Raw genomic sequence first — 18,202 nt, 5'->3', positions numbered from 1 at the left:
GATGGACAACGAGATGGGCTGGATCGTCGTTGCCGTCCTTGCCATCCTCATACTGCTCGTCGTTGCGGTGCGCACGCGCCTTCTCGCCATATTCGGCTACGAGCTGTCGCGCATCGAGCCGCAGCGCTCGAGCCAGGACGAACTGCGCGGCGCCGTCGACGATTTCCGCCGCGACGGCCAGGTGGTGCGCGAGGACCGCGACCGCATCGGCGGCCTGTTCGATCTCGAAGAGCTCGAAGTCTCCGATATCATGGTCCACCGCACCAACATGCGCTCGGTCAATGCCGACAACGCGCCGGAAGCGGTGGTGCGCGAGATACTGCAGAGCCCGCACACACGCATGCCGCTGTGGAAGGGCTCGCTCGACAACATCGTCGGCGTGCTGCACGCCAAGGATCTGCTGCGGGCGCTGAACGAAGTCGGCAACGACTTTTCCAGGATCGACGTGATGAAGATCGCCTCGAAACCCTGGTTCGTACCCGACACCACGACCTTGCAGGAACAGCTCAACGCCTTCCTGCGCCGCAAGACGCATTTCGCCATCGTCGTCGACGAGTATGGCGAGGTCGAGGGGCTGGTGACGCTGGAGGACATCATCGAGGAGATCGTCGGCGAAATCGCCGACGAGCACGATATCGACATCCAGGGCGTCAAGCAGGAAGCCGACGGCTCCGTCGTCGTCGACGGCAACGTGCCGATCCGCGACCTCAACCGGGCGCTCGACTGGAACCTGCCGGACGAGGAAGCGACCACCATCGCCGGCCTCGTCATCCACGAGGCACAGTCGATCCCCGATGAGAAGCAGGCCTTCACCTTCCACGGCAAGCGTTTCATCGTCATGAAGCGCGACAAGAACCGCATTGCCCGGTTGAGGATCAGGCCGGTCGCCTGACGCCACCTGGGCGACGTTACCAATCCTTCATTGGAACTTCGCGGCGTCCCGGTGCATTTTGCGCCGGGCGGTCAGGAGAAGATGATGATCGATCGGCGAACCCTGCTTCTGGTTTCGATCGCGGCTTTGCTACCAGCCGCGGCGTTCGCGCGACAGTCGCCGCCATCGGCCAAAACCTTCGACTACGGCCCGGCCAAGCTCGACATCTATGCGCCGGACGGCGCGAAAGACCTGCCTGTCGTCTTCTTCGTCCATGGCGGCGCCTGGGAGTTCGGCAAACGCAGCCAGGTCGGCGCCAAGCCGGCCTTCCTGCTTGCCAACGGCTTCTGCTTCGTCTCAATCGACTACCGCATGTTGCCGCAGGCCGATGTCGCCACCCAGGCCGCCGATGTGGAAAAGGCTTATGCCTATGTCAGGGCCAACATCGCCGGGCATGGCGGTGACCCAAAGCGCATCGTCGGCATGGGCCATTCGGCCGGCTGCCATCTGATCGCCTTGACCGGCCTGCGCGGTGGATTGCCCGGCGTCGCCGGGCTGCTGCTCGACGATACCAGGGCCTATGATCTCCCGGCGCTTCAGAAGAATGGCGGCATGGTGCGGGCCTATGCACGGGTCTTTTCCGATCCGTCGCAATGGGCCGCGCTTTCGCCGGCCAGCTATGTCGACGGCCGCAAGCATCCGCCGACCTTCATCGCCTATTCGCGCGCCGAAGGCCGTGGCGAGGAATCCAAAGCCTTTGCCGAGCGCCTGCGCGCCGCCGGCACCAAAGTCACCCTGTTCGACGGCAGTGCCTATACGCATATGTCGATCAACCGCGACTTCGGCAGGGATGGCGACGCGCTGACCGCTGCCGCACTGACATTCCTGAAATCGACGGTCGGCTGATCCCACCGATGTCCGCTCGCCCGTTGCCTGGATCAGGCTAAAAGCGGCGGCGGGATATTGCCGTGTAAGCGTCACTGGGTGCAATTGCTCCTCGTGAATGGGAGAAAATTGCATGAATGGCGCCGATGTCCTGTGCGACGTGCTGCTGGCAAATGATGTGACGGTGTGCTTCGCCAACCCCGGCACCTCCGAAATGCATTTCGTTGCCGCGCTCGACCGCAAGCCTCAAATGCGCTGCGTGCTCGGCCTGTTCGAAGGCGTGGTGACGGGTGCGGCGGACGGCTATGCGCGCATGACCGACCGCCCGGCCGCGACTTTGCTGCATACCGGCCCAGGTCTGGCCAACGGTCTGGCCAACATGCACAACGCGCGCCGCGCAAGGACACCGATGATCAACATCGTCGGGGACCATGCTTCCTATCATCTGCCGCTCGACGCGCCGCTCACCAGCGACATAGAGGGCCTTGCAGCGCCGATGTCGAACTGGGTTCGCCGCATCGCAGGACCCGACGATGTCCAGCGGGCCACGGAGGCGGCCTTTCGCGCCTCGCTGACGCCGCCCGGCGTCACGACGCTGATCCTGCCGGCGGATGCCGCCTGGGGCGGCGCCGACCCGGCCGCACCGGGCAAGGTCGTCCTTGCGCCGCCGCCGGCGATCGACATGGATGCCGTGCGCGAGATTGCTGCTGCGATCCGTGCCGCTCCGGGCCGTGTCGGAATGGTCCTTCGCGGGCGGGCGGCGCGCGCCGATGCGCTTGAGATCGCCGGGCAGATTTCGACGGGCAGCGATGTCCGCCTGTTCAGCGAGGTTCTGATCGCCCGCATGCAGCGCGGGCGCGGTCGTGTCGCGCCGACCCGCATCCCTTATCCGGTCGATGCGGCAATAGCGGTCCTGCGGGATATCGATGTGCTGGTGCTGGTCGGCGGCAACGAGCCGGTCGCCTTCTTCGCCTATCCGGGAAAACCGGGCAGGCTCGTCCGCGAAGACTGCCAGGTGCTGACGCTCGCCGCCCATGGCCAGGACCTGCATGCGGCGCTGGAGGCGCTTCGCGGCCAGCTCGGCGTCAGACCGTCGCAACAAACGCTGTTCGCGACCGCTTTCCCGGATGAGCCAACGCCGAGCGGCGGACTGACGGAAGACGCTATAGCGCTGTCGGTGGCGCGAAAACTGCCGGACAATGCGATCGTCTGCGACGAAGCGGTCACCTCGGCGCGGCGTTTCTTCGCGCTGTCGGCCTTCGCCGCGCCGCATGACTACATGATGGGTACGGGCGGATCGATCGGCGGCGGCATTCCGATGGCAACCGGGGCGGCGATCGCCTGTCCCGACCGCAAGGTGATCAATCTCGAGGCCGATGGCAGCGGCATGTACACGGTGCAGGGGCTGTGGACGCAGGCGCGGGAAAATCTCGACGTGGTGACGGTCGTCTTTTCCAATCGCACTTACGCGATCCTGCATGGCGAGATGCGCAATGTCGGCGTCAATGCGATCGGCGAGAACGCCAGGCGGATGCTCGACCTCGACCATCCGGCGCTGGACTGGGTCTCGCTGGCCAAGGGGATGGGCGTGGAGGCAGCCCGCGCCGACACATGCGAGCGCTTCGACGCACTGCTGGACAGCGCTTTGTCGCGGCGCGGGCCGTTCCTGATCGAGGCGGTGATCTGAAGGTTCCGGATAGTGCCTTGACGGTCTGAGCTACCAGCGCGTCTGTTCGCCCGGCGCCGCCGGCTCGATCGCCAGCGCGTGCACGCCGGCCTTCAATTCGTCCGCGAGCAGTTCGTTGACGGCGCGGTGGCGGTCGATGCGGCTCATCCCGGCAAAGGCGGCAGAGACGACGCGGACGCGAAAATGCGTCTCGCCGGTGCCGTCATAGGCGCCGTGATGGTCTGAGCCGTGATGATGATGGCCGGCGTGGAGATGGCTTTCGTTGATGATGACCAGACGCTCCGGCGAAAATGCCTTGTTGAGCTTGTCTTCCATGGTCGCCTGTATGGACATAGCCGTCTCCGTTCACCACATATGGCTGGCGCGCTTGGGTAAAAACCGGAAACCGGTTTCACAAGGGGCGCTGCCGCGCAACAAAATCCGTCATTCGCCTGCTTTATGCCGCGATTCAGCGGTTAGGGCGATGATCGTGAAAATGTCAATTCTTGTTTCGCATCTGCGAACGCCCCATAAATGGGTGAGATGAAGCCGTATCCCAAATATTTCGAGAAGATTCGCGTCCGCCCCGACAAGGACGCGGAGGTGAAGTCGCATTCGCCAATCTGTCAGTGGGACGGCTGCAAGGAAGCCGGCACGCACCGCGCGCCGGTCGGGCGCATGAAGGAGGGCGAGTATTTCCGCTTCTGCTTCGACCATGTGCGCGAGTACAACAAGGGCTTCAACTATTTCTCCGGCGTGCCGGACACCGAGGTCGCGCGCTTCCAGAAGGAAGCTATGACCGGCCACCGGCCGACCTGGAAGATGGGTGTCAACGGCGCCTCGACGCGTTCGTCGCCTGATATGGCGCAGATGCGCTCCGGCCGCGCCGGCTATTACAACCGCATGCGCGACCCGTTCGACCTGTTCAAGGGACCGAAGGATCCGCGCGAGGCGCGTGAGCGCAAGGCGAAGCCGCTTGAGGCCAAGGCGCTGGAAACGCTTGGCCTTGATACAAAGGCGACTGGCAAGGACATCAAGGCGCGCTATAAGGAATTGGTGAAGCGTCACCATCCGGATGCGAATGGTGGCGATAGAGGTTCGGAAGACCGGTTCCGCGATGTGCTGCAAGCCTATCGCGTGCTCAAACAGGCGGGCCTGTGCTGAGCGACCCTACGGTTCGTGTCGTTTTCCAACTTTCATAAGGTTGGAAAAGGCTCTAAGACCGCCCCCGAACAAAATCGATTGCCGGCGAAACGGGATGTTTCGCCCGTGGAGACGTTGAGAGATATGAACAAGGTCGATCGCGACATCGCCAACCTGCCCGACACGACGGTGTCGGTGAAGGAAAAATTCGGCTTCGACTCCAAGATGGTGGTGCCGGCCTATTCGGTGACATCGGAACATGTGCCCGATGTCGATCCGGACTATCTTTTCGACAAGGCGACGACGCTGGCGATCCTCGCCGGCTTTGCCTACAACCGCCGCGTCATGGTGTCGGGCTATCACGGCACCGGCAAGTCGACCCATATCGAGCAGGTCGCCGCCCGCCTCAACTGGCCCTGCGTGCGCGTCAACCTCGACAGCCATGTCAGCCGTATCGATCTCGTCGGCAAGGACGCGATCGTCGTCAAGGACGGGCTGCAGATCACTGAATTCCGCGACGGCATCCTGCCCTGGGCCTACCAGCACAATGTGGCGCTGTGCTTCGACGAGTATGATGCCGGCCGCCCGGACGTGATGTTCGTCATCCAGCGCGTGCTGGAATCCTCGGGCCGGCTGACGCTGCTCGACCAGAGCCGGGTGATCCGTCCGCATCCGGCGTTCCGGCTGTTCTCGACCGCCAACACGGTCGGCCTCGGCGACACCACCGGCCTCTATCACGGCACGCAGCAGATCAACCAAGCGCAGATGGACCGCTGGTCGATCGTCACCACGCTGAACTATCTGCCGCACGACAATGAGGTGAACATCGTGCTGGCCAAGGCCAAGCACTATCGCGACGGCAAGGGCAAGGACATCGTCAACAAGATGGTGCGCGTCGCCGACATGACGCGCTCGGCCTTCATCAATGGCGATCTGTCGACCGTGATGAGCCCGCGTACCGTCATCACCTGGGCCGAGAATGCCGAGATCTTCGGCAATATCGGCATGGCATTCCGGCTGACCTTCCTCAACAAGTGCGACGAGCTCGAGCGCTCGGTGGTGGCCGAGTTCTACCAGCGTGCCTTTGGCGAGGATCTGCCGGAGAGCGCGGCCAACGTGGTGCTGGGCTAAGCAGAGCCTCGATGGCGGGTCCGGGCGACAATACGCGCAACAAGTCGAAGACGGGGTCTGAAGCCGACAGCTTCAAGCGCGCCGTCACTGTTTGCATGCGCGCCATTGCCGGCGACAAGGACATGGAGGTCGGCTTCGCCAAGGACAGGCCGGCGCTGGCCGGCAGCCGCGCGCGTTTGCCCGAACTGCCGAAGAAAGCGTCGAAAACCGACATCGCCATCACCCGCGGCCTTGGCGATTCCATGGCGCTTAAGCGCGCCTGCCACGATCAGCGCATCCACACCAAGCTGGCGCCGGAAGGCAAGGCGGCCCGCGCCATCTATGACGCCGTCGAGCAGGCCCGCGTCGAGGCGATCGGCAGCCGCGCCATGCAAGGCGTCGCCGACAATATCGGCTCGATGCTGGAGGACAAATACGCCAAGGCCAATCTGGTCGACGTCAAGGACAAGGCAGACGCGCCGATAGAGGAAGCGCTCGCGCTGATGGTGCGCGAGAAGCTGACCGGCCGGCCGGTGCCGAAGAGCGGCGAGCGGCTGGTCGAACTCTGGCGGCCCTGGGTCGAGGAGAAGGCGAAGGCCGACCTCGACGGGCTGTCGGCCAAGCTCGACGACCAGCAGGCCTTCGCCCGCGTCGTGCGCGACATGCTCGCCTCCATGGAGATGGCCGAGGAACTCGGCGACGACCAGGAAACCGACGATTCCGAGGACAATGACGACAACCAACCGCAAGGCGAGGAGCAGAGCGAGGAGGGCGGCGAAGAGGATTCCGGCTCCGAGCAGTCGCAGTCCGAGGATGCCGAGGCTTCGGCCGATGACGAACAATCGTCCGAGACGGAGGCATCCGACGCCACCGCCGACGACCTGTCCGACGATGACGATGCGGATGCCGAGACGCCCGGCGAGGCGCGCCGCAACGACAATCCCTTCGCCAATCTGCCGAAGGAAATCGACTACAAGGTCTACACCACGGCCTTCGACGAGACGGTCGGCGCCGAGGAATTGTGCGAGGAAGAAGAACTCGACCGGCTGCGGGCGTTCCTCGACAAGCAGCTGGCCAATCTGTCCGGTGTCGTCGGGCGGCTGGCCAACCGGCTGCAGCGCCGGCTGATGGCGCAGCAGAACCGTTCCTGGGATTTCGACCTGGAAGAGGGCTATCTCGATCCGGCGCGGCTGGTGCGCGTCGTCATCGATTCGATGCAGCCGCTGTCCTTCAAGCAGGAGCGCGACACCAAATTCCGCGACACGGTGGTGACGCTGGTGCTCGATAATTCGGGCTCGATGCGCGGCCGGCCGATCACGGTGGCCGCGACCTGCGCCGACATCCTTGCGCGCACGCTGGAGCGCTGCGGCGTCTCGGTCGAGATCCTCGGCTTCACCACGCGGGCGTGGAAAGGCGGCCAGGCGCGCGAGAAGTGGCTGAAGGACGGCAAGCCGCCGAACCCCGGCCGCCTCAACGATCTGCGCCACATCATCTACAAGTCCGCCGACCATCCGTGGCGCCGCGCCCGGCGCAATCTCGGCCTGATGATGCGCGAAGGCCTGCTCAAGGAAAACATCGACGGCGAGGCGCTGCTGTGGGCGCACAACCGGCTGATCGCCCGGCCGGAACAGCGCAAGATCCTGATGATGATCTCGGACGGCGCGCCGGTCGACGATTCGACGCTTTCTGTGAATCCGGGCAACTATCTCGAACGCCATCTGCGCGCCGTCATCGAGCTGATCGAGACGCGCTCGCCTGTGGAGCTCCTGGCCATAGGCATCGGGCATGACGTCACGCGCTATTACAGGCGCGCCGTCACCATCGTCGATGCCGAGGAACTGGCCGGAGCCATGACCGAGCAACTGGCTTCGCTGTTTGCCGAGGAAAGCGCCCGCGACACGCGGCGTGGCGGCATGCGGCGCGCCGGATGATCTTTTCGCGGGCTGCGTTTCGGCGAACGGTCCTTGCCGCTAGCGCGCTCGCCGGCGTGGCCTTTTCGCCGGCGATTGCCGCCGGGCCGGCCGCAGTCGAGCCGGTCGAGGTGTCGGCGCGGCCGATAAGCCAATTCAAGATCGGACATGAAGAGAAGCAGTTCGGTCCGCTCGAATTCGTCGGCGGGCTGGAAATGACCTCGAAATCGCGTAATTTCGGCGCGCTGTCGGCTTTTCGCTTCCTGAAAGCGGGTAGCGATTTCATCGGCGTGGCCGACACCGGCTACTGGTTCTTCGGCACGATGGCGCGCGACGCCGACAGGCGGCCCGCAGCCGTCCAGAACTTCCGCATGCAGCAAATGGTTGACCAGAGCGGCCAGCCGATCGACGAGAAATGGGAAGTCGACGCCGAAGGCCTCGCCGTCAAGGATGGCGTCGCCACGGTCGGTTTCGAGCGCAACCACCGCGTCGCCCAGTTCCGGCTCGATCCGCCCAACATGAAGGCACCATTCAAGCAGCTGGATTTCCTGGTGCCGGCACGCGAGCTGCGCCAAAATCGCGGCTTCGAGACCGTCACCCATGCCAACGCCAACGGCCAGCACGAGGGCGGTCTCGTCGTGGTCTCGGAAAAGAGCCTCGACAAATCAGGCAACATCTATGCCGCCATCATCGAAGGGCCGCACAAGGGCGTCTTCACCGTCAAGCGCAACGGCGATTTCGACATCACCGATGGCGCCTTCCTGCCCGATGGCGATCTGTTGCTGCTGGAGCGCAGTTTCACCATGGCTGGTGGCCTCAAGACGCGGCTGCGGCGCATCCATGGCGAGAGCGTCGAGAAGGGTGCTGTCGCCGACGGGCCCGTGCTGCTGGACGCCGACATGGGCTACCAGATCGACAATATGGAAGGGCTCGACGTCTGGACCCGCGACGACGGCGCGCTGATGGTGTCGCTGATCTCCGACGACAACCATTCGATCCTGCAACGCAACCTTTACCTGGAATTCATCCTGCATCAGGATTGAATGGCGGGGGCCTGCTCGTCACGTCCGCGAGCCGTTGACCGCTATCCAGATGACATGACGCGCGCCACGCTTGCCGTTGGCGCGCGTGTTGACCTCCTCGACCGTGAAACCGGCCTGCTTCAGCCGTCGTGTGAAGCCGGCATCCGGTCCTTGCGACCACACTGCCAGCACGCCGTCCGGTTTCATGGCCGCGCGCGCGGCGGCGAGGCCAGCGAGGCTGTAGAGGGCATCGTTGCCCTTGTGGACGATGCCTTCCGGGCCATTGTCGACATCGAGCAGGATGGCGTCCCAAGCAGCGGGCTCGGATCGTATCAAGTGCCCGACATCGGTCTCCCTGACGGTGACGCGGGGATCGTCGAGGCAACCGCCAAACACGTCCGCCATCGGGCCGCGTGCCCAGGCAACGACCGCCGGTACCAGTTCGGCGACGACGACATCGGCGTCGTTGGCGAGTTCTGCCAAGGCGGCGCGCAAGGTGAAACCCATACCAAGGCCGCCGATCAGGACCCTAGGCCGCGGATGGCCCGCAATCCTCTGGCAGGACAGGTTCGCCAACGCTTCCTCGGAGCCGCTGAGGCGGCTGTTCATAAGCTCGTTGGTGCCGAGCATGATCGAGAATTCGGCGCCGCGCCGCTTGAGGCGCAGCTCCTGCGCACCGTCCGGGGTCTTGGCCGAATCAAGCTGGACCCAGGGGATCATGGTGTTTGTCCGACCGTGATCTTTTCCGAAAACCGGAGACCAGGTTTCGCTGACGCGGACCTTCGGTTCGGGATCATGGTCTAAGCCGCGACTGTCGGCTGGCTCCAGCGAGCGGCAAGCAGCCGGTAGGGGATGAGCGCGACCACGGCGATGATCAGCTTCACGCTGAGGTCGCCGAACGCCCAGGACACCCAGCGCATGGCATCGATATGGAAGATGCCCATCAGCGGCGCCGTTTCGAGTGCGAAGCTATCGTTCGGGCCGGCAAAGGCGAAAGCGGCCGAGAAAGCCACGGTGAAGAAGACCATCGTGTCGAACACCGAGCCGACCAGCGTGCCGACGATCGGCGCCCGCCACCAACTCTGCCGGCGCAGCCGGTTGAACACGGTGACGTCGAGCAGTTGCGCGGACAGGAAGGCTGCACCGGAAGCGGCGGCGATGCGCACAAGCCGGTCGGCCGCCGTCTCGAATTCGATCAGGCCGTGGCGAAACAGGAAGGGCGGCACCAGGATCGAGCAGACAACTGCCGTCATGAAGCCGACAAAGACGATCCGGCGCGCCACGGCAGGCCCATAGCGGCGGTTGGCAAGGTCGGTGACCAGGAAGGAGAAGGGATAGGTGAAAGCGCCCCAGGTGAGCAGGTCGGCCAGCGACAGGCCGCCGATCTGGCCCTGCATCGGGAATTGCACGAGGATGTTCGACGCCACGACGACAAGCGCCATAGCGGCCACGAAGGGCAAAGATCGCGAGAAGGAAGTCATTTTTTTATCCTGGGTAATGGAACCAGCGGAGCATTTTGCCGAAACCGGATCACGCTCGCTTTGTTCGAGCATCGAAACTATCAACCGCTTCGCGGCCTCGATCCGATGCTCCGGCCAACAAGAAGTTGGCCGGGCGGTTGTCCCCCGCCTGAAAGACGAATTAAGCGGCGGCCTGCTCGGCGATCTTCTTGGCGATCTGCTTCTTCAGCAGACGCGCGCGCTGCGACAGTTCCTTGACGTCGGCCTTGGCCAGGAAAGCGTCGAGACCGCCGCGATGTTCGACCGAACGCAGCGCGTTGGCCGAGATGCGCAGGCGCACATTCTGGTTCAGCGCTTCCGAAATCAGCGTCACATTGACGAGGTTCGGCAGGAAGCGACGCTTGGTCTTGTTGTTGGCGTGGCTCACATTGTTGCCGGTCATGACTGCCTTGGCAGTGAGTTCGCAGGTGCGGGACATAATTCTAACCTTCAATTCTCTCGGGACCTGCCAAACCTTTGTGCCCACGCCGGGTGGCGCGCGGTTCTGGTCAGGCGGCCTTATGGAAAAAGTTGGCGTTCCATAGTTGCATTTCACCGATGCGTCAAGCTCCGGCTTCGCCACGGAAGCGCCCGGCATTTCATATTAAGGCCGGATTTCATCCTATAAGCAGTCTCATAGGGACATGCCAGACCGGAGTCGCCCGCCTCCGGCCGAAAATCAAGGATCCGATCCCGCCATGCCTCGTTTGCCTCACGCGCTCGTCGCCGCGCTTGCCATCGCCTTGCCGTCCGCCGCATCGGCGGCCTCGCCACAGTCTTTCAAGGGCGAATACACGGTGTCGTTCTTTGGTCTCTCAATCGCGAGATCGACTTTCTCGAGCCACTACGAAAACGGCGCCTATGCGATCGAAGGCAGCGTGACCGCTGCCGGTCTGGCCAAACTGTTCGACGACACGCGCGGTACGATCTCGTCCAAAGGCACTATTGCGGGCAAGAAGATGGTGCCGCAGGCGTTCCGGGCCGACTACACCTCCGGCAAGAAGGCATCGGTGGTCGATATCCGCTTTGCCAATGGCGCGGTGACTTCGACGCAGGTCATCCCGGCACCGGGCAAGCGCGACCCCAAGGCCTGGGTGCCTATCGGTGCCGGGGACCTGGCATCGGTGCTCGATCCGATGGCCGCCACCGTGATCCATGCCGACAGTCTCGACCAGGTCTGCGGCCGCACGGTGAAATTCTACGATGGCGAGATGCGGGCCGACCTGACGCTGGCCTACGATTCGAAAGGCACGATCTCGGTGCCGGGTTACAAGGGCGACACCATCACCTGCCGGATGGGCTTCGAGCCGGTGGCGGGCTATCGCAAGGGCCGCAAGGCGCTCAACTATCTCAAGAACAAAAGCCGCATGATGGTGACGTTTGCACCGCTCGGCCAAACCGGGGTATATGCGCCGATCCACGCCACGGTTGGAACGCAGATCGGCACCTTGACCATCAGCGCCGGGCGTTTCGAAGCGGTACAATAGGCCTGCCCCCGGGAATTGGGCGCGCCACGGGAGAGGGCATGGCGCGCGCAACACTGATCGGCTTTTCGGCGGTCGCCATGTGGGCGCTTTTGGCGCTGCTCACGGATGCTTCGGGCAGAGTGCCGCCGTTCCTGTTATCGGCGATCACCTTCTCGATCGGCACCGGCGTCGGTCTTGTCGCGCGGCTGTTCATGCCGACCGCCGACAAAAGGCAGAAGATACCGCCGCAAGTGTGGTTGATCGGCATTGCCGGCCTGTTCGGCTACCACTTCTTCTATTTCACCGCGTTGCGCAACGCGCCGGCGGTCGAGGCAAGCCTGATCGCCTATCTGTGGCCGCTGCTGATCGTGCTCGGCTCGGCGCTGATGCCAGGCGAAAAACTGGTCTGGAACCATGTCGTTGGCGCGCTGCTCGGCCTTGCGGGGACAGTGCTGATCGTCACCAAGGGCGGCGGGCTGGCCTTCGATGCGCGCTACGCCTTCGGCTACGCCATGGCCGCCGTCTGCGCGGTGCTGTGGTCATCCTATTCGCTTTTGTCGCGGCGCTTCCCGTCGGTGCCGACCAGCATCGTCACCTGGTTCTGCGCGGCGACCGCCGTGCTCTCACTTGTCTGCCATCTGGCGCTGGAGCAAACCGTGCTGCCTGATAGCACCGGCCAGTGGCTGGCGGTGCTCGGCCTTGGCCTGATGCCGGTGGGCGCCGCCTTCTATGCCTGGGACATCGGCGTCAAGCGCGGCAACATCCAGGTGCTGGGTGCGGCAAGCTATGCGGCGCCGCTTTTGTCGACGCTGGTGCTGATCGCGGCCGGCGTCGCCGAGCCGTCGCTGCGCATTCTAGCCGCCTGCGTGCTCATCACCGGTGGCGCGGCCCTTGCGGCGAAGTCGCTGTTCCAGCGCAAGCCGACAACAGCCGAGGGCGGGGCATCCGAAGGCGGAGCCCGGGCATGACCATGCCGTTTGCCGGCGGCATCGACGCCAATGCCAATGCGACGCTGATCTTTTCGCTGGTGGCGGCGGTGATCTATGCCTTCACGCTGGGCATGCCGCCAACGCTTGCCCGCTCGGCGGCAAAGACGCTCGCAGTGGCGATGCTTGCCGTGCTTTCAGCACTGCAAGGCGGCCCGCTGTTGCTGGTCGTCGCCCTAGCGCTCAGCGCCACTGGCGACGCCTTCCTGTCGCGCGACGGAGAAAAGGCATTTCTCGGCGGACTGGCGAGCTTTCTCGTTGCCCACATCGTCTACATAACGCTGTTCCTGCATGTTGGCGGCGGTCTGGGATTGCTTGGCGCCGAATCCTGGCGCGGGGTGATCGCGCTGGCATTGGCGGTGTTTGTCATCGTCATGCTCGCCGCGCTGTGGCGTCGCGTCGGCCCCAGCCTGCGTATCCCGATCGCCATCTATGTCGTGGCGATCCTGGCGATGGGCATGGCGGCGCTGACCACCAACAGCACCTGGGTTATCGGCGGCGCCGTGCTGTTCATGGCATCGGACGGGCTGCTCGCCACGGAAAAGTTCCTGGTGGCGGCCATCTCGCCGCATCGCGGCTGGATGCGTTTTGCCGTCTGGGTCTTGTATTACGCCGCCCAGCTGGCGATTACGCTGGGTTTCCTGCTGGGGTAGGAGTCCAGCCCGGCTCGGCCAGTTCGAAGGCGGCGAACTCAAAACCCGGCGCGACCGTGCAGCCGACCAGCGTCCACTCGCCCAGGCTGCGCGCCGACTGCCACCAGCCCGCCGGCACGATGATTTGCGGCCGTTCGCCCCCGGCGAGATCGATGCCCAGCACCTGCTCTATAACAGCGCTGCCGTTTTCCCACATCGACAGCGCCAGCGGTGCGCCGGCGTGGAAATGCCACGCCTCGGCGGCGTCCCTGACCCGATGCCAGGCCGAAAGCTGATGCTCCTCCAGCAGAAAGTAGATGGCGGTCGAATGGCCGCGCGGACCGCCGGCTTCGTCGCGGAAGGTTTCCGCGTACCAGCCGCCTTCGGGATGCGGTTTCAGTCCGAGTATCGCGATGATTTCTGCTGAACTGGTCATCGGTCGAAGGCCCGCACGCTCAAAAATTGTCCTTGCGCTTGCGGATCTCGGCGAACACCTCGGCATCCCCGGCCTTTTCCATGCCGAGATGCTTGCGGATCGCCGGATCGTGCCAGCGCAGGAAAGGATTGGTCGACAATTCCTCGCCGATCGTCGTCGGCAGCGTCGGCTTGTTGTCGGCGCGCAGCGCCTCGATCCTGGCGGCGCGTTCCTTCAATGCCGAATTGGTCGGGTCGACGCTAAGCGCGAAACGAGCGTTGGCGAGTGTGTATTCATGGCCACAATAGATCACCGTCTCGGCGGGAAGGGCTGCAAGCTTCTTCAGCGATTCGTACATCACCGACGGCTTGCATTCGAACAGCCGCCCACATCCCAGCGCGAACAGCGTGTCGGCGGTGAACGCCACTTTCGACGCCGGCAGATGATAGGAAACGTGGCCGGCGGTATGGCCGGGGGTGGCGATCACTTCGATGCGCTCGTCGCCGAGATGAAGGACGGAGCCCTCTTCGACGGTTTCGTCGATGCCGGGGATCTTGGCCTTTTCCGCCTCCGGGCCGACGATGCGCAGCTTGAAGCGCTCCTTGAGCGCCAGATTGGCCTCGACATGGTCCATATGATGATGCGTGGTCAGGATCATCGTCGGCGTCCAGCCGGTGCGCTTGAGCGCGGCCAGGATCGGCGCTTCCTCAGGGGCGTCGATGATCGCGGTCTGCCCGCTTTTGGGATCGTGCACCAGCACGCCGAAATTGTCGCTGCGGCACATGAACTGTTCGATTTCGACCGCCATCACATCTCTCCGTCGGTTGCCGCAGACATAGGGCGTCGGCGCGTGGATGTCATCCTGGCGATGACAAATGTCACTCCTGGATGTCGGCCACAGTGGAGCGCCTTTGTTGAAACCTGCCGGTATCGCGGCTACATCCCTGAAATGCATTCCGACATCGTCGACCTTCGTTCCTTCTATTCGACAACGCTCGGCCGGTTCGCCGAGCGCTCGATCACCATGGCGCTGTCGTCGATATGGGCCACTGTCCCCAATGAACGGCTGGTTGGTCTCGGCTATACCTTGCCCTGGCTGGAGCGTTTCGGCACCGATGCCGAGCGGGTGTTCGCCTTCATGCCGGCGACGCAGGGCGCCGTGGTCTGGCCGGCGACAGGGCCGACGTCGACGGCGCTGGTCTTCGACGAGGAACTGCCGCTGGTCGATTCCTGCATCGACCGCATGTTGCTCGTCCATTCACTCGAACATGTCGAAAATCCGCGCGAGACGCTGAACGAGATCTGGCGGGTGCTGTCGCCCGCGGGCCGCGTCGTTATCGTCGTGCCCAACCGGCGCGGTGTCTGGGCGCGCTTCGAGCATACGCCGTTCGGCAATGGCCGGCCGTTCTCGCGCGGGCAATTGACGGAGCTGCTGCGCGAGGCGAATTTCACGCCTGCCGCATGGTCCGACGCGCTGTTTTTCCCGCCATCGCGGCGGCGCTTCATGATGCGCTTCCACAATGTGCTGGAGCGCGCAGGCCGGCGGCTGTGGCCGATCTTTTCCGGCGTCATCGTCGTCGAGGCCCAAAAGCGGCTGTATCAGGGCGTGCCGGTCGCCCAGCGCGCCTCGCGCCGCGTTTTCGTGCCTGTGCTGTCGCCACACGGCGCGACGCGGCTCGGACGTCGGGCCGAGGCCGGAGGCGCGACCGCACCGGCTCGCCAAATGAAACCTTCGTGATCAAGGTGGTAACCTTGCTCGCGCGGCATTTTTCCGACCTATCTCTCTCCCGGACTGGTTGACCGGCAGCGGCGGTCGGCTCTCTTCATCCGGTTCAGCATCGCACCTGAACGCAAGGACCTCTGATATGGCTGATCAATTGGACAATCAGGCCACCGTTCAGCCGGTCGCTGTGGCCAGCAGCCTGCGCGATCAGGTGACGACGATCAAACAAGCGCTGGTGGGCTCGCCGGTTCGCAAGTGGCTGCTGTGGACATCAGTCGGCATCATGGCCGTCATCATCGCGACGTCGATCGGCCAGGTCCTGCTCAACCGTTGGAACCAGCCCTTCTACGATGCGCTGGCGCGCCGCGACATGGCGGCCTTCCTGCACCAGCTCCTCGTCTTTGCGATGATCGCCGGCGGACTGCTGGTGCTCAATATCGGCCAGACCTGGCTCAACCAGATGATCCGGCTGAAGCTGCGCGAGGCGCTGACGCTGGACCTGATCGACCAGTGGATGCGACCGGCGCGCGCCTTCCGGCTGGCCAATGCCGGCGCCATCGGCGTCAATCCCGACCAGCGCATGCAGCAGGATGCGGCGCATCTGTCTGATCTGTCGACGGACCTCGGCGTCGGGCTCTTGCAGTCGCTCATCTTGCTCGTGTCCTTCGTCGGCGTGCTGTGGGAGCTGTCTTCGGGCTTCGTCTTCCACGTCAATGGCTGGGCGCTGGCCATACCGGGCTACATGGTCTGGGCCGCGTTCCTCTATGCCGGCACCGCCTCGTGGCTGAGCTGGCTGGTCGGACGACCGCTGATCAGCCTCAACAGTGACCGCTACACACGAGAGGCGGAGCTGCGCTCCTCGATGGTGCGGGTCAACGAGAATGTCGATGCCATCGCGCTTTATCATGGCGAGGATGATGCCCGGCGACGGCTCGAGCTCGACCTCGGTACGGTGCTGGGCGCCATGCGGCGCATCTACACAGCCCAGATCAACCTGTCCTGGGTGACCGATACCTATGGCTGGATCACCGTCGTGGCGCCGATCCTGGTCGCCTCGCCTGTCTATTTCTCGGGCGATATCAGCTTCGGCGGGTTGATGATGGCGGTCGGCGCCTTCAACCAGGTCCACTCTTCGTTGCGCTGGTTCATCAACAATATCGGCAGCATCGCCGATTGGCGGGCCACGCTGATGCGCGTCGCCGATTTCCGCATCGCGCTCAATGAAACAGATGTGCTGCACGACACCGAAAAGCGCATCAACTTCGATCAAAACGCCAATGGCAGCCTGACCTTCGAGACGCTTCATGTGGCTTCGCCCGAGGGCTGCACAAAACTCTCCGACAAGCATGTCGAGATTCGAGCTGGCGAACGCGTTATGATCACGGGAGAGCCGGGCGCCGGCAAGACGCTGTTCTTCCGCGCCATTGCCGGGCTTTGGCCGTGGGGCAGCGGAACCATAGGCCTGCCGGCGGGAGAAACCCTCATCTTCGTGCCGCGCGTCCCGTATTTGCCGGCCGGCACCTTGCGCGAAGTGCTCAATCACGCCAACGGGCATGCGCCGGCGACCGATGCCGACATTGCGGCGGTGCTGGCTGAGGTTGGTCTCGAGCGGCTGTCATCCTCGCTCGACCGTGTCGGGCGCTGGGACCATGAATTGGGCGATGACGAACAGCGTTTGCTGGGTGTGGCCAGGCTCGCATTGCGGCAGCCGAAATGGGTAGTCATCGACGAAGCCATGGATGCGTTCGACGGGCCCTCGCTGCGACGCGTGCTGTCGATGCTGGAGAAGCATCTGAAGGGCGCCACGATCATCAACATCGGACGCGGCCAGCACAACCCCCAGTTCTTTCCGCGCGGCCTGACGATCGTGAAGGATTCCGATGCTCAGGCGCTGAAGCCCTCCCGCGTCCGGGCCGGCGCCATCGACCCGCCGCCGGCTGCCGCCCGCCGCAAGAAATAGGGCCGTTTTCGCGTACTGTCGCGGCGAGCTTTATTTTGCCGCGATCGCAAGGGAAGATTTCCCGGAGAAGCGAACCTTGGCGGTGGCGATGCTCGATGCCCTGCGCCTGCTTGCCTGTCTTGCCTGTACCCAGCCAATGCCCGTTGCTTCGCCATCGGAGGCGCTGGCTGTCGACGTCGAACTGGTGCTGGCGGTCGATATCTCGCTGTCGATGGACGAGAAGGAATCTGCCCTGCAACGCGCCGGTTATGTCGAGGCGCTTCGGCATACCGACTTCATCCAGGCTGTCCGATCCGGCAATACGGGCCGCATCGCCATCGCCTATTTCGAATGGGCCGGCACGGTGCGCGATGACGCGATCATCGGCTGGCAGATCATCGACAGCGCCGAGAGCGCCAACAGCTTCGCCGGCAAGGTGGCGGCGCGGCCGTTCCGGAGTTTTCGCGGCACCTCGATTTCCACTGCTCTTGCCTTCGGCGCCGGGCTGTTCGACGGGACGAATTTCAAGGGCGAACGCAGCGTCATCGACATATCGGGCGATGGTCCGAACAATATCGGGCCGCCGGTCACCGCGATGCGCGATGCGGCAACCGCCAAAGGCATCGTCGTCAACGGCCTGCCAATCCTGATTAATCCGTCGCCGACCTTCAGCCATCTCGACCAGTACTATGCGCAGTGCGTGACCGGTGGTCCTGGTTCCTTCGTGCTGCCGATCCACGCGGCTGCCGAATTCTCAACCGCCATCCGGCGCAAGCTGATTCTCGAAGTGAGCGGCGTCCAGGACAAGGCCAGGGTCATACCCGTCGACGCCGACACGCCGATCGACTGTCTGCGGGGCGAACGCGACAGGCGGTTCCTGTCGGATCCCTATTTCCCCGAACTCGACCGGTGAGCCGCCGGCGGTCAAGCCGGCG

At 64.0% G+C, this 18,202-nt stretch carries 19 protein-coding genes; 13 read left to right on the top strand and 6 right to left on the bottom strand.

Annotated features, from left to right (window positions below; genetic code table 11):
* Position 1 precedes the first annotated feature (1 nt).
* From A3AU_RS0118080 to A3AU_RS0118070, 3 genes are all read left to right on the top strand, one after another.
* Positions 2-892, top strand: a complete 891-nt coding sequence (locus A3AU_RS0118080; RefSeq protein WP_027054115.1) for an HlyC/CorC family transporter — start codon at positions 2-4, stop codon at positions 890-892.
* 84 nt (positions 893-976) lie between these two features.
* The gene (locus tag A3AU_RS0118075) at positions 977-1,777 is read left to right on the top strand and encodes an alpha/beta hydrolase (protein WP_027054114.1); all 801 of its coding nucleotides are present in this window, start codon (positions 977-979) and stop codon (positions 1,775-1,777) included.
* A 112-nt stretch (positions 1,778-1,889) separates the two neighbouring features.
* Positions 1,890-3,443 carry an acetolactate synthase large subunit gene (locus tag A3AU_RS0118070; protein ID WP_027054113.1) on the top strand — a complete coding sequence of 518 codons (1,554 nt, stop codon included), beginning with the start codon at positions 1,890-1,892 and terminating at the stop codon, positions 3,441-3,443.
* 30 nt (positions 3,444-3,473) lie between these two features.
* Here A3AU_RS0118070 and A3AU_RS0118065 read toward each other — a convergent pair whose 3' ends face one another.
* A complete protein-coding gene (locus A3AU_RS0118065) occupies positions 3,474-3,776 on the bottom strand; it encodes a BolA family protein (protein WP_027054112.1) in 303 nt (100 codons plus the stop codon).
* Between the two features lie 180 nt (positions 3,777-3,956).
* Between A3AU_RS0118065 and A3AU_RS0118060 the strand changes: the two genes are divergently transcribed.
* The 4 genes from A3AU_RS0118060 to A3AU_RS0118045 all read left to right on the top strand — a co-directional run bounded on the left by A3AU_RS0118060 (position 3,957) and on the right by A3AU_RS0118045 (position 8,628).
* Positions 3,957-4,586: a J domain-containing protein gene (locus A3AU_RS0118060; RefSeq protein WP_032917612.1), complete on the top strand. Its 630-nt coding sequence runs from the start codon at positions 3,957-3,959 to the stop codon at positions 4,584-4,586.
* A 123-nt stretch (positions 4,587-4,709) separates the two neighbouring features.
* Positions 4,710-5,696, top strand: a complete 987-nt coding sequence (gene cobS, locus A3AU_RS0118055; protein ID WP_027054110.1) for a cobaltochelatase subunit CobS — start codon at positions 4,710-4,712, stop codon at positions 5,694-5,696.
* A gap of 11 nt (positions 5,697-5,707) precedes the next feature.
* Positions 5,708-7,606, top strand: coding sequence for a cobaltochelatase subunit CobT (cobT, locus tag A3AU_RS0118050; protein WP_027054109.1), 1,899 nt, complete (start codon positions 5,708-5,710; stop codon positions 7,604-7,606).
* Entirely contained in the window at positions 7,603-8,628 is a 1,026-nt protein-coding gene (locus tag A3AU_RS0118045; RefSeq protein WP_027054108.1) for an esterase-like activity of phytase family protein, read from the top strand. Before cobT ends, A3AU_RS0118045 begins: the two co-directional genes overlap by 4 nt.
* Positions 8,629-8,646: 18 nt before the next feature.
* On the opposite strand, the gene A3AU_RS0118040 is transcribed toward A3AU_RS0118045, so the two are convergent.
* From A3AU_RS0118040 to rpmB, 3 genes are all read right to left on the bottom strand, one after another.
* Positions 8,647-9,327 carry a spermidine synthase family protein gene (locus A3AU_RS0118040; protein ID WP_027054107.1) on the bottom strand — a complete coding sequence of 227 codons (681 nt, stop codon included), beginning with the start codon at positions 9,325-9,327 and terminating at the stop codon, positions 8,647-8,649.
* Between the two features lie 80 nt (positions 9,328-9,407).
* Positions 9,408-10,088: a queuosine precursor transporter gene (locus A3AU_RS0118035; protein ID WP_027054106.1), complete on the bottom strand. Its 681-nt coding sequence runs from the start codon at positions 10,086-10,088 to the stop codon at positions 9,408-9,410.
* A 160-nt stretch (positions 10,089-10,248) separates the two neighbouring features.
* Positions 10,249-10,545: a 50S ribosomal protein L28 gene (gene rpmB, locus A3AU_RS0118030; RefSeq protein ID WP_027054105.1), complete on the bottom strand. Its 297-nt coding sequence runs from the start codon at positions 10,543-10,545 to the stop codon at positions 10,249-10,251.
* Positions 10,546-10,804: 259 nt separating this feature from the next.
* Between rpmB and A3AU_RS0118025 the strand changes: the two genes are divergently transcribed.
* The 3 genes from A3AU_RS0118025 to A3AU_RS0118015 are packed head-to-tail and all read left to right on the top strand — an operon-like array spanning position 10,805 to position 13,211.
* On the top strand, positions 10,805-11,593 hold the full coding sequence (locus tag A3AU_RS0118025) for a DUF3108 domain-containing protein (protein WP_027054104.1): 789 nt from the start codon (positions 10,805-10,807) through the stop codon (positions 11,591-11,593).
* A gap of 38 nt (positions 11,594-11,631) precedes the next feature.
* Positions 11,632-12,540, top strand: a complete 909-nt coding sequence (yddG, locus tag A3AU_RS0118020; RefSeq protein WP_027054103.1) for an aromatic amino acid exporter YddG — start codon at positions 11,632-11,634, stop codon at positions 12,538-12,540.
* Entirely contained in the window at positions 12,537-13,211 is a 675-nt protein-coding gene (locus A3AU_RS0118015) for a lysoplasmalogenase family protein (RefSeq protein ID WP_027054102.1), read from the top strand. The genes yddG and A3AU_RS0118015 overlap by 4 nt, the downstream gene beginning before the upstream one ends.
* Here the strand turns inward: A3AU_RS0118015 and A3AU_RS0118010 are convergent.
* A complete protein-coding gene (locus A3AU_RS0118010) occupies positions 13,186-13,626 on the bottom strand; it encodes a cupin domain-containing protein (protein WP_027054101.1) in 441 nt (146 codons plus the stop codon). The genes A3AU_RS0118015 and A3AU_RS0118010 overlap by 26 nt on opposite strands.
* A 19-nt stretch (positions 13,627-13,645) precedes the next feature.
* Positions 13,646-14,413: a hydroxyacylglutathione hydrolase gene (gene gloB, locus A3AU_RS0118005; protein ID WP_027054100.1), complete on the bottom strand. Its 768-nt coding sequence runs from the start codon at positions 14,411-14,413 to the stop codon at positions 13,646-13,648.
* Between the two features lie 141 nt (positions 14,414-14,554).
* Between gloB and A3AU_RS0118000 the strand changes: the two genes are divergently transcribed.
* The 3 genes from A3AU_RS0118000 (at position 14,555) to A3AU_RS0117990 (ending at position 18,180) form a co-directional block, all read left to right on the top strand.
* On the top strand, positions 14,555-15,343 hold the full coding sequence (locus A3AU_RS0118000) for a class I SAM-dependent methyltransferase (protein WP_027054099.1): 789 nt from the start codon (positions 14,555-14,557) through the stop codon (positions 15,341-15,343).
* Between the two features lie 127 nt (positions 15,344-15,470).
* Positions 15,471-17,288 carry an ABC transporter ATP-binding protein/permease gene (locus A3AU_RS0117995; protein ID WP_027054098.1) on the top strand — a complete coding sequence of 606 codons (1,818 nt, stop codon included), beginning with the start codon at positions 15,471-15,473 and terminating at the stop codon, positions 17,286-17,288.
* Between the two features lie 88 nt (positions 17,289-17,376).
* Positions 17,377-18,180 carry a DUF1194 domain-containing protein gene (locus tag A3AU_RS0117990; RefSeq protein WP_027054097.1) on the top strand — a complete coding sequence of 268 codons (804 nt, stop codon included), beginning with the start codon at positions 17,377-17,379 and terminating at the stop codon, positions 18,178-18,180.
* Positions 18,181-18,202: the final 22 nt, after the last annotated feature.

This window comes from Mesorhizobium erdmanii USDA 3471, assembly GCF_000472705.1.
Taxonomy (GTDB): Bacteria; Pseudomonadota; Alphaproteobacteria; order Rhizobiales; family Rhizobiaceae; genus Mesorhizobium; species Mesorhizobium erdmanii.
The sequence above is the reverse complement of the archived record's forward strand: the minus strand, read 5'-3'. Positions and strand labels throughout refer to the sequence as shown.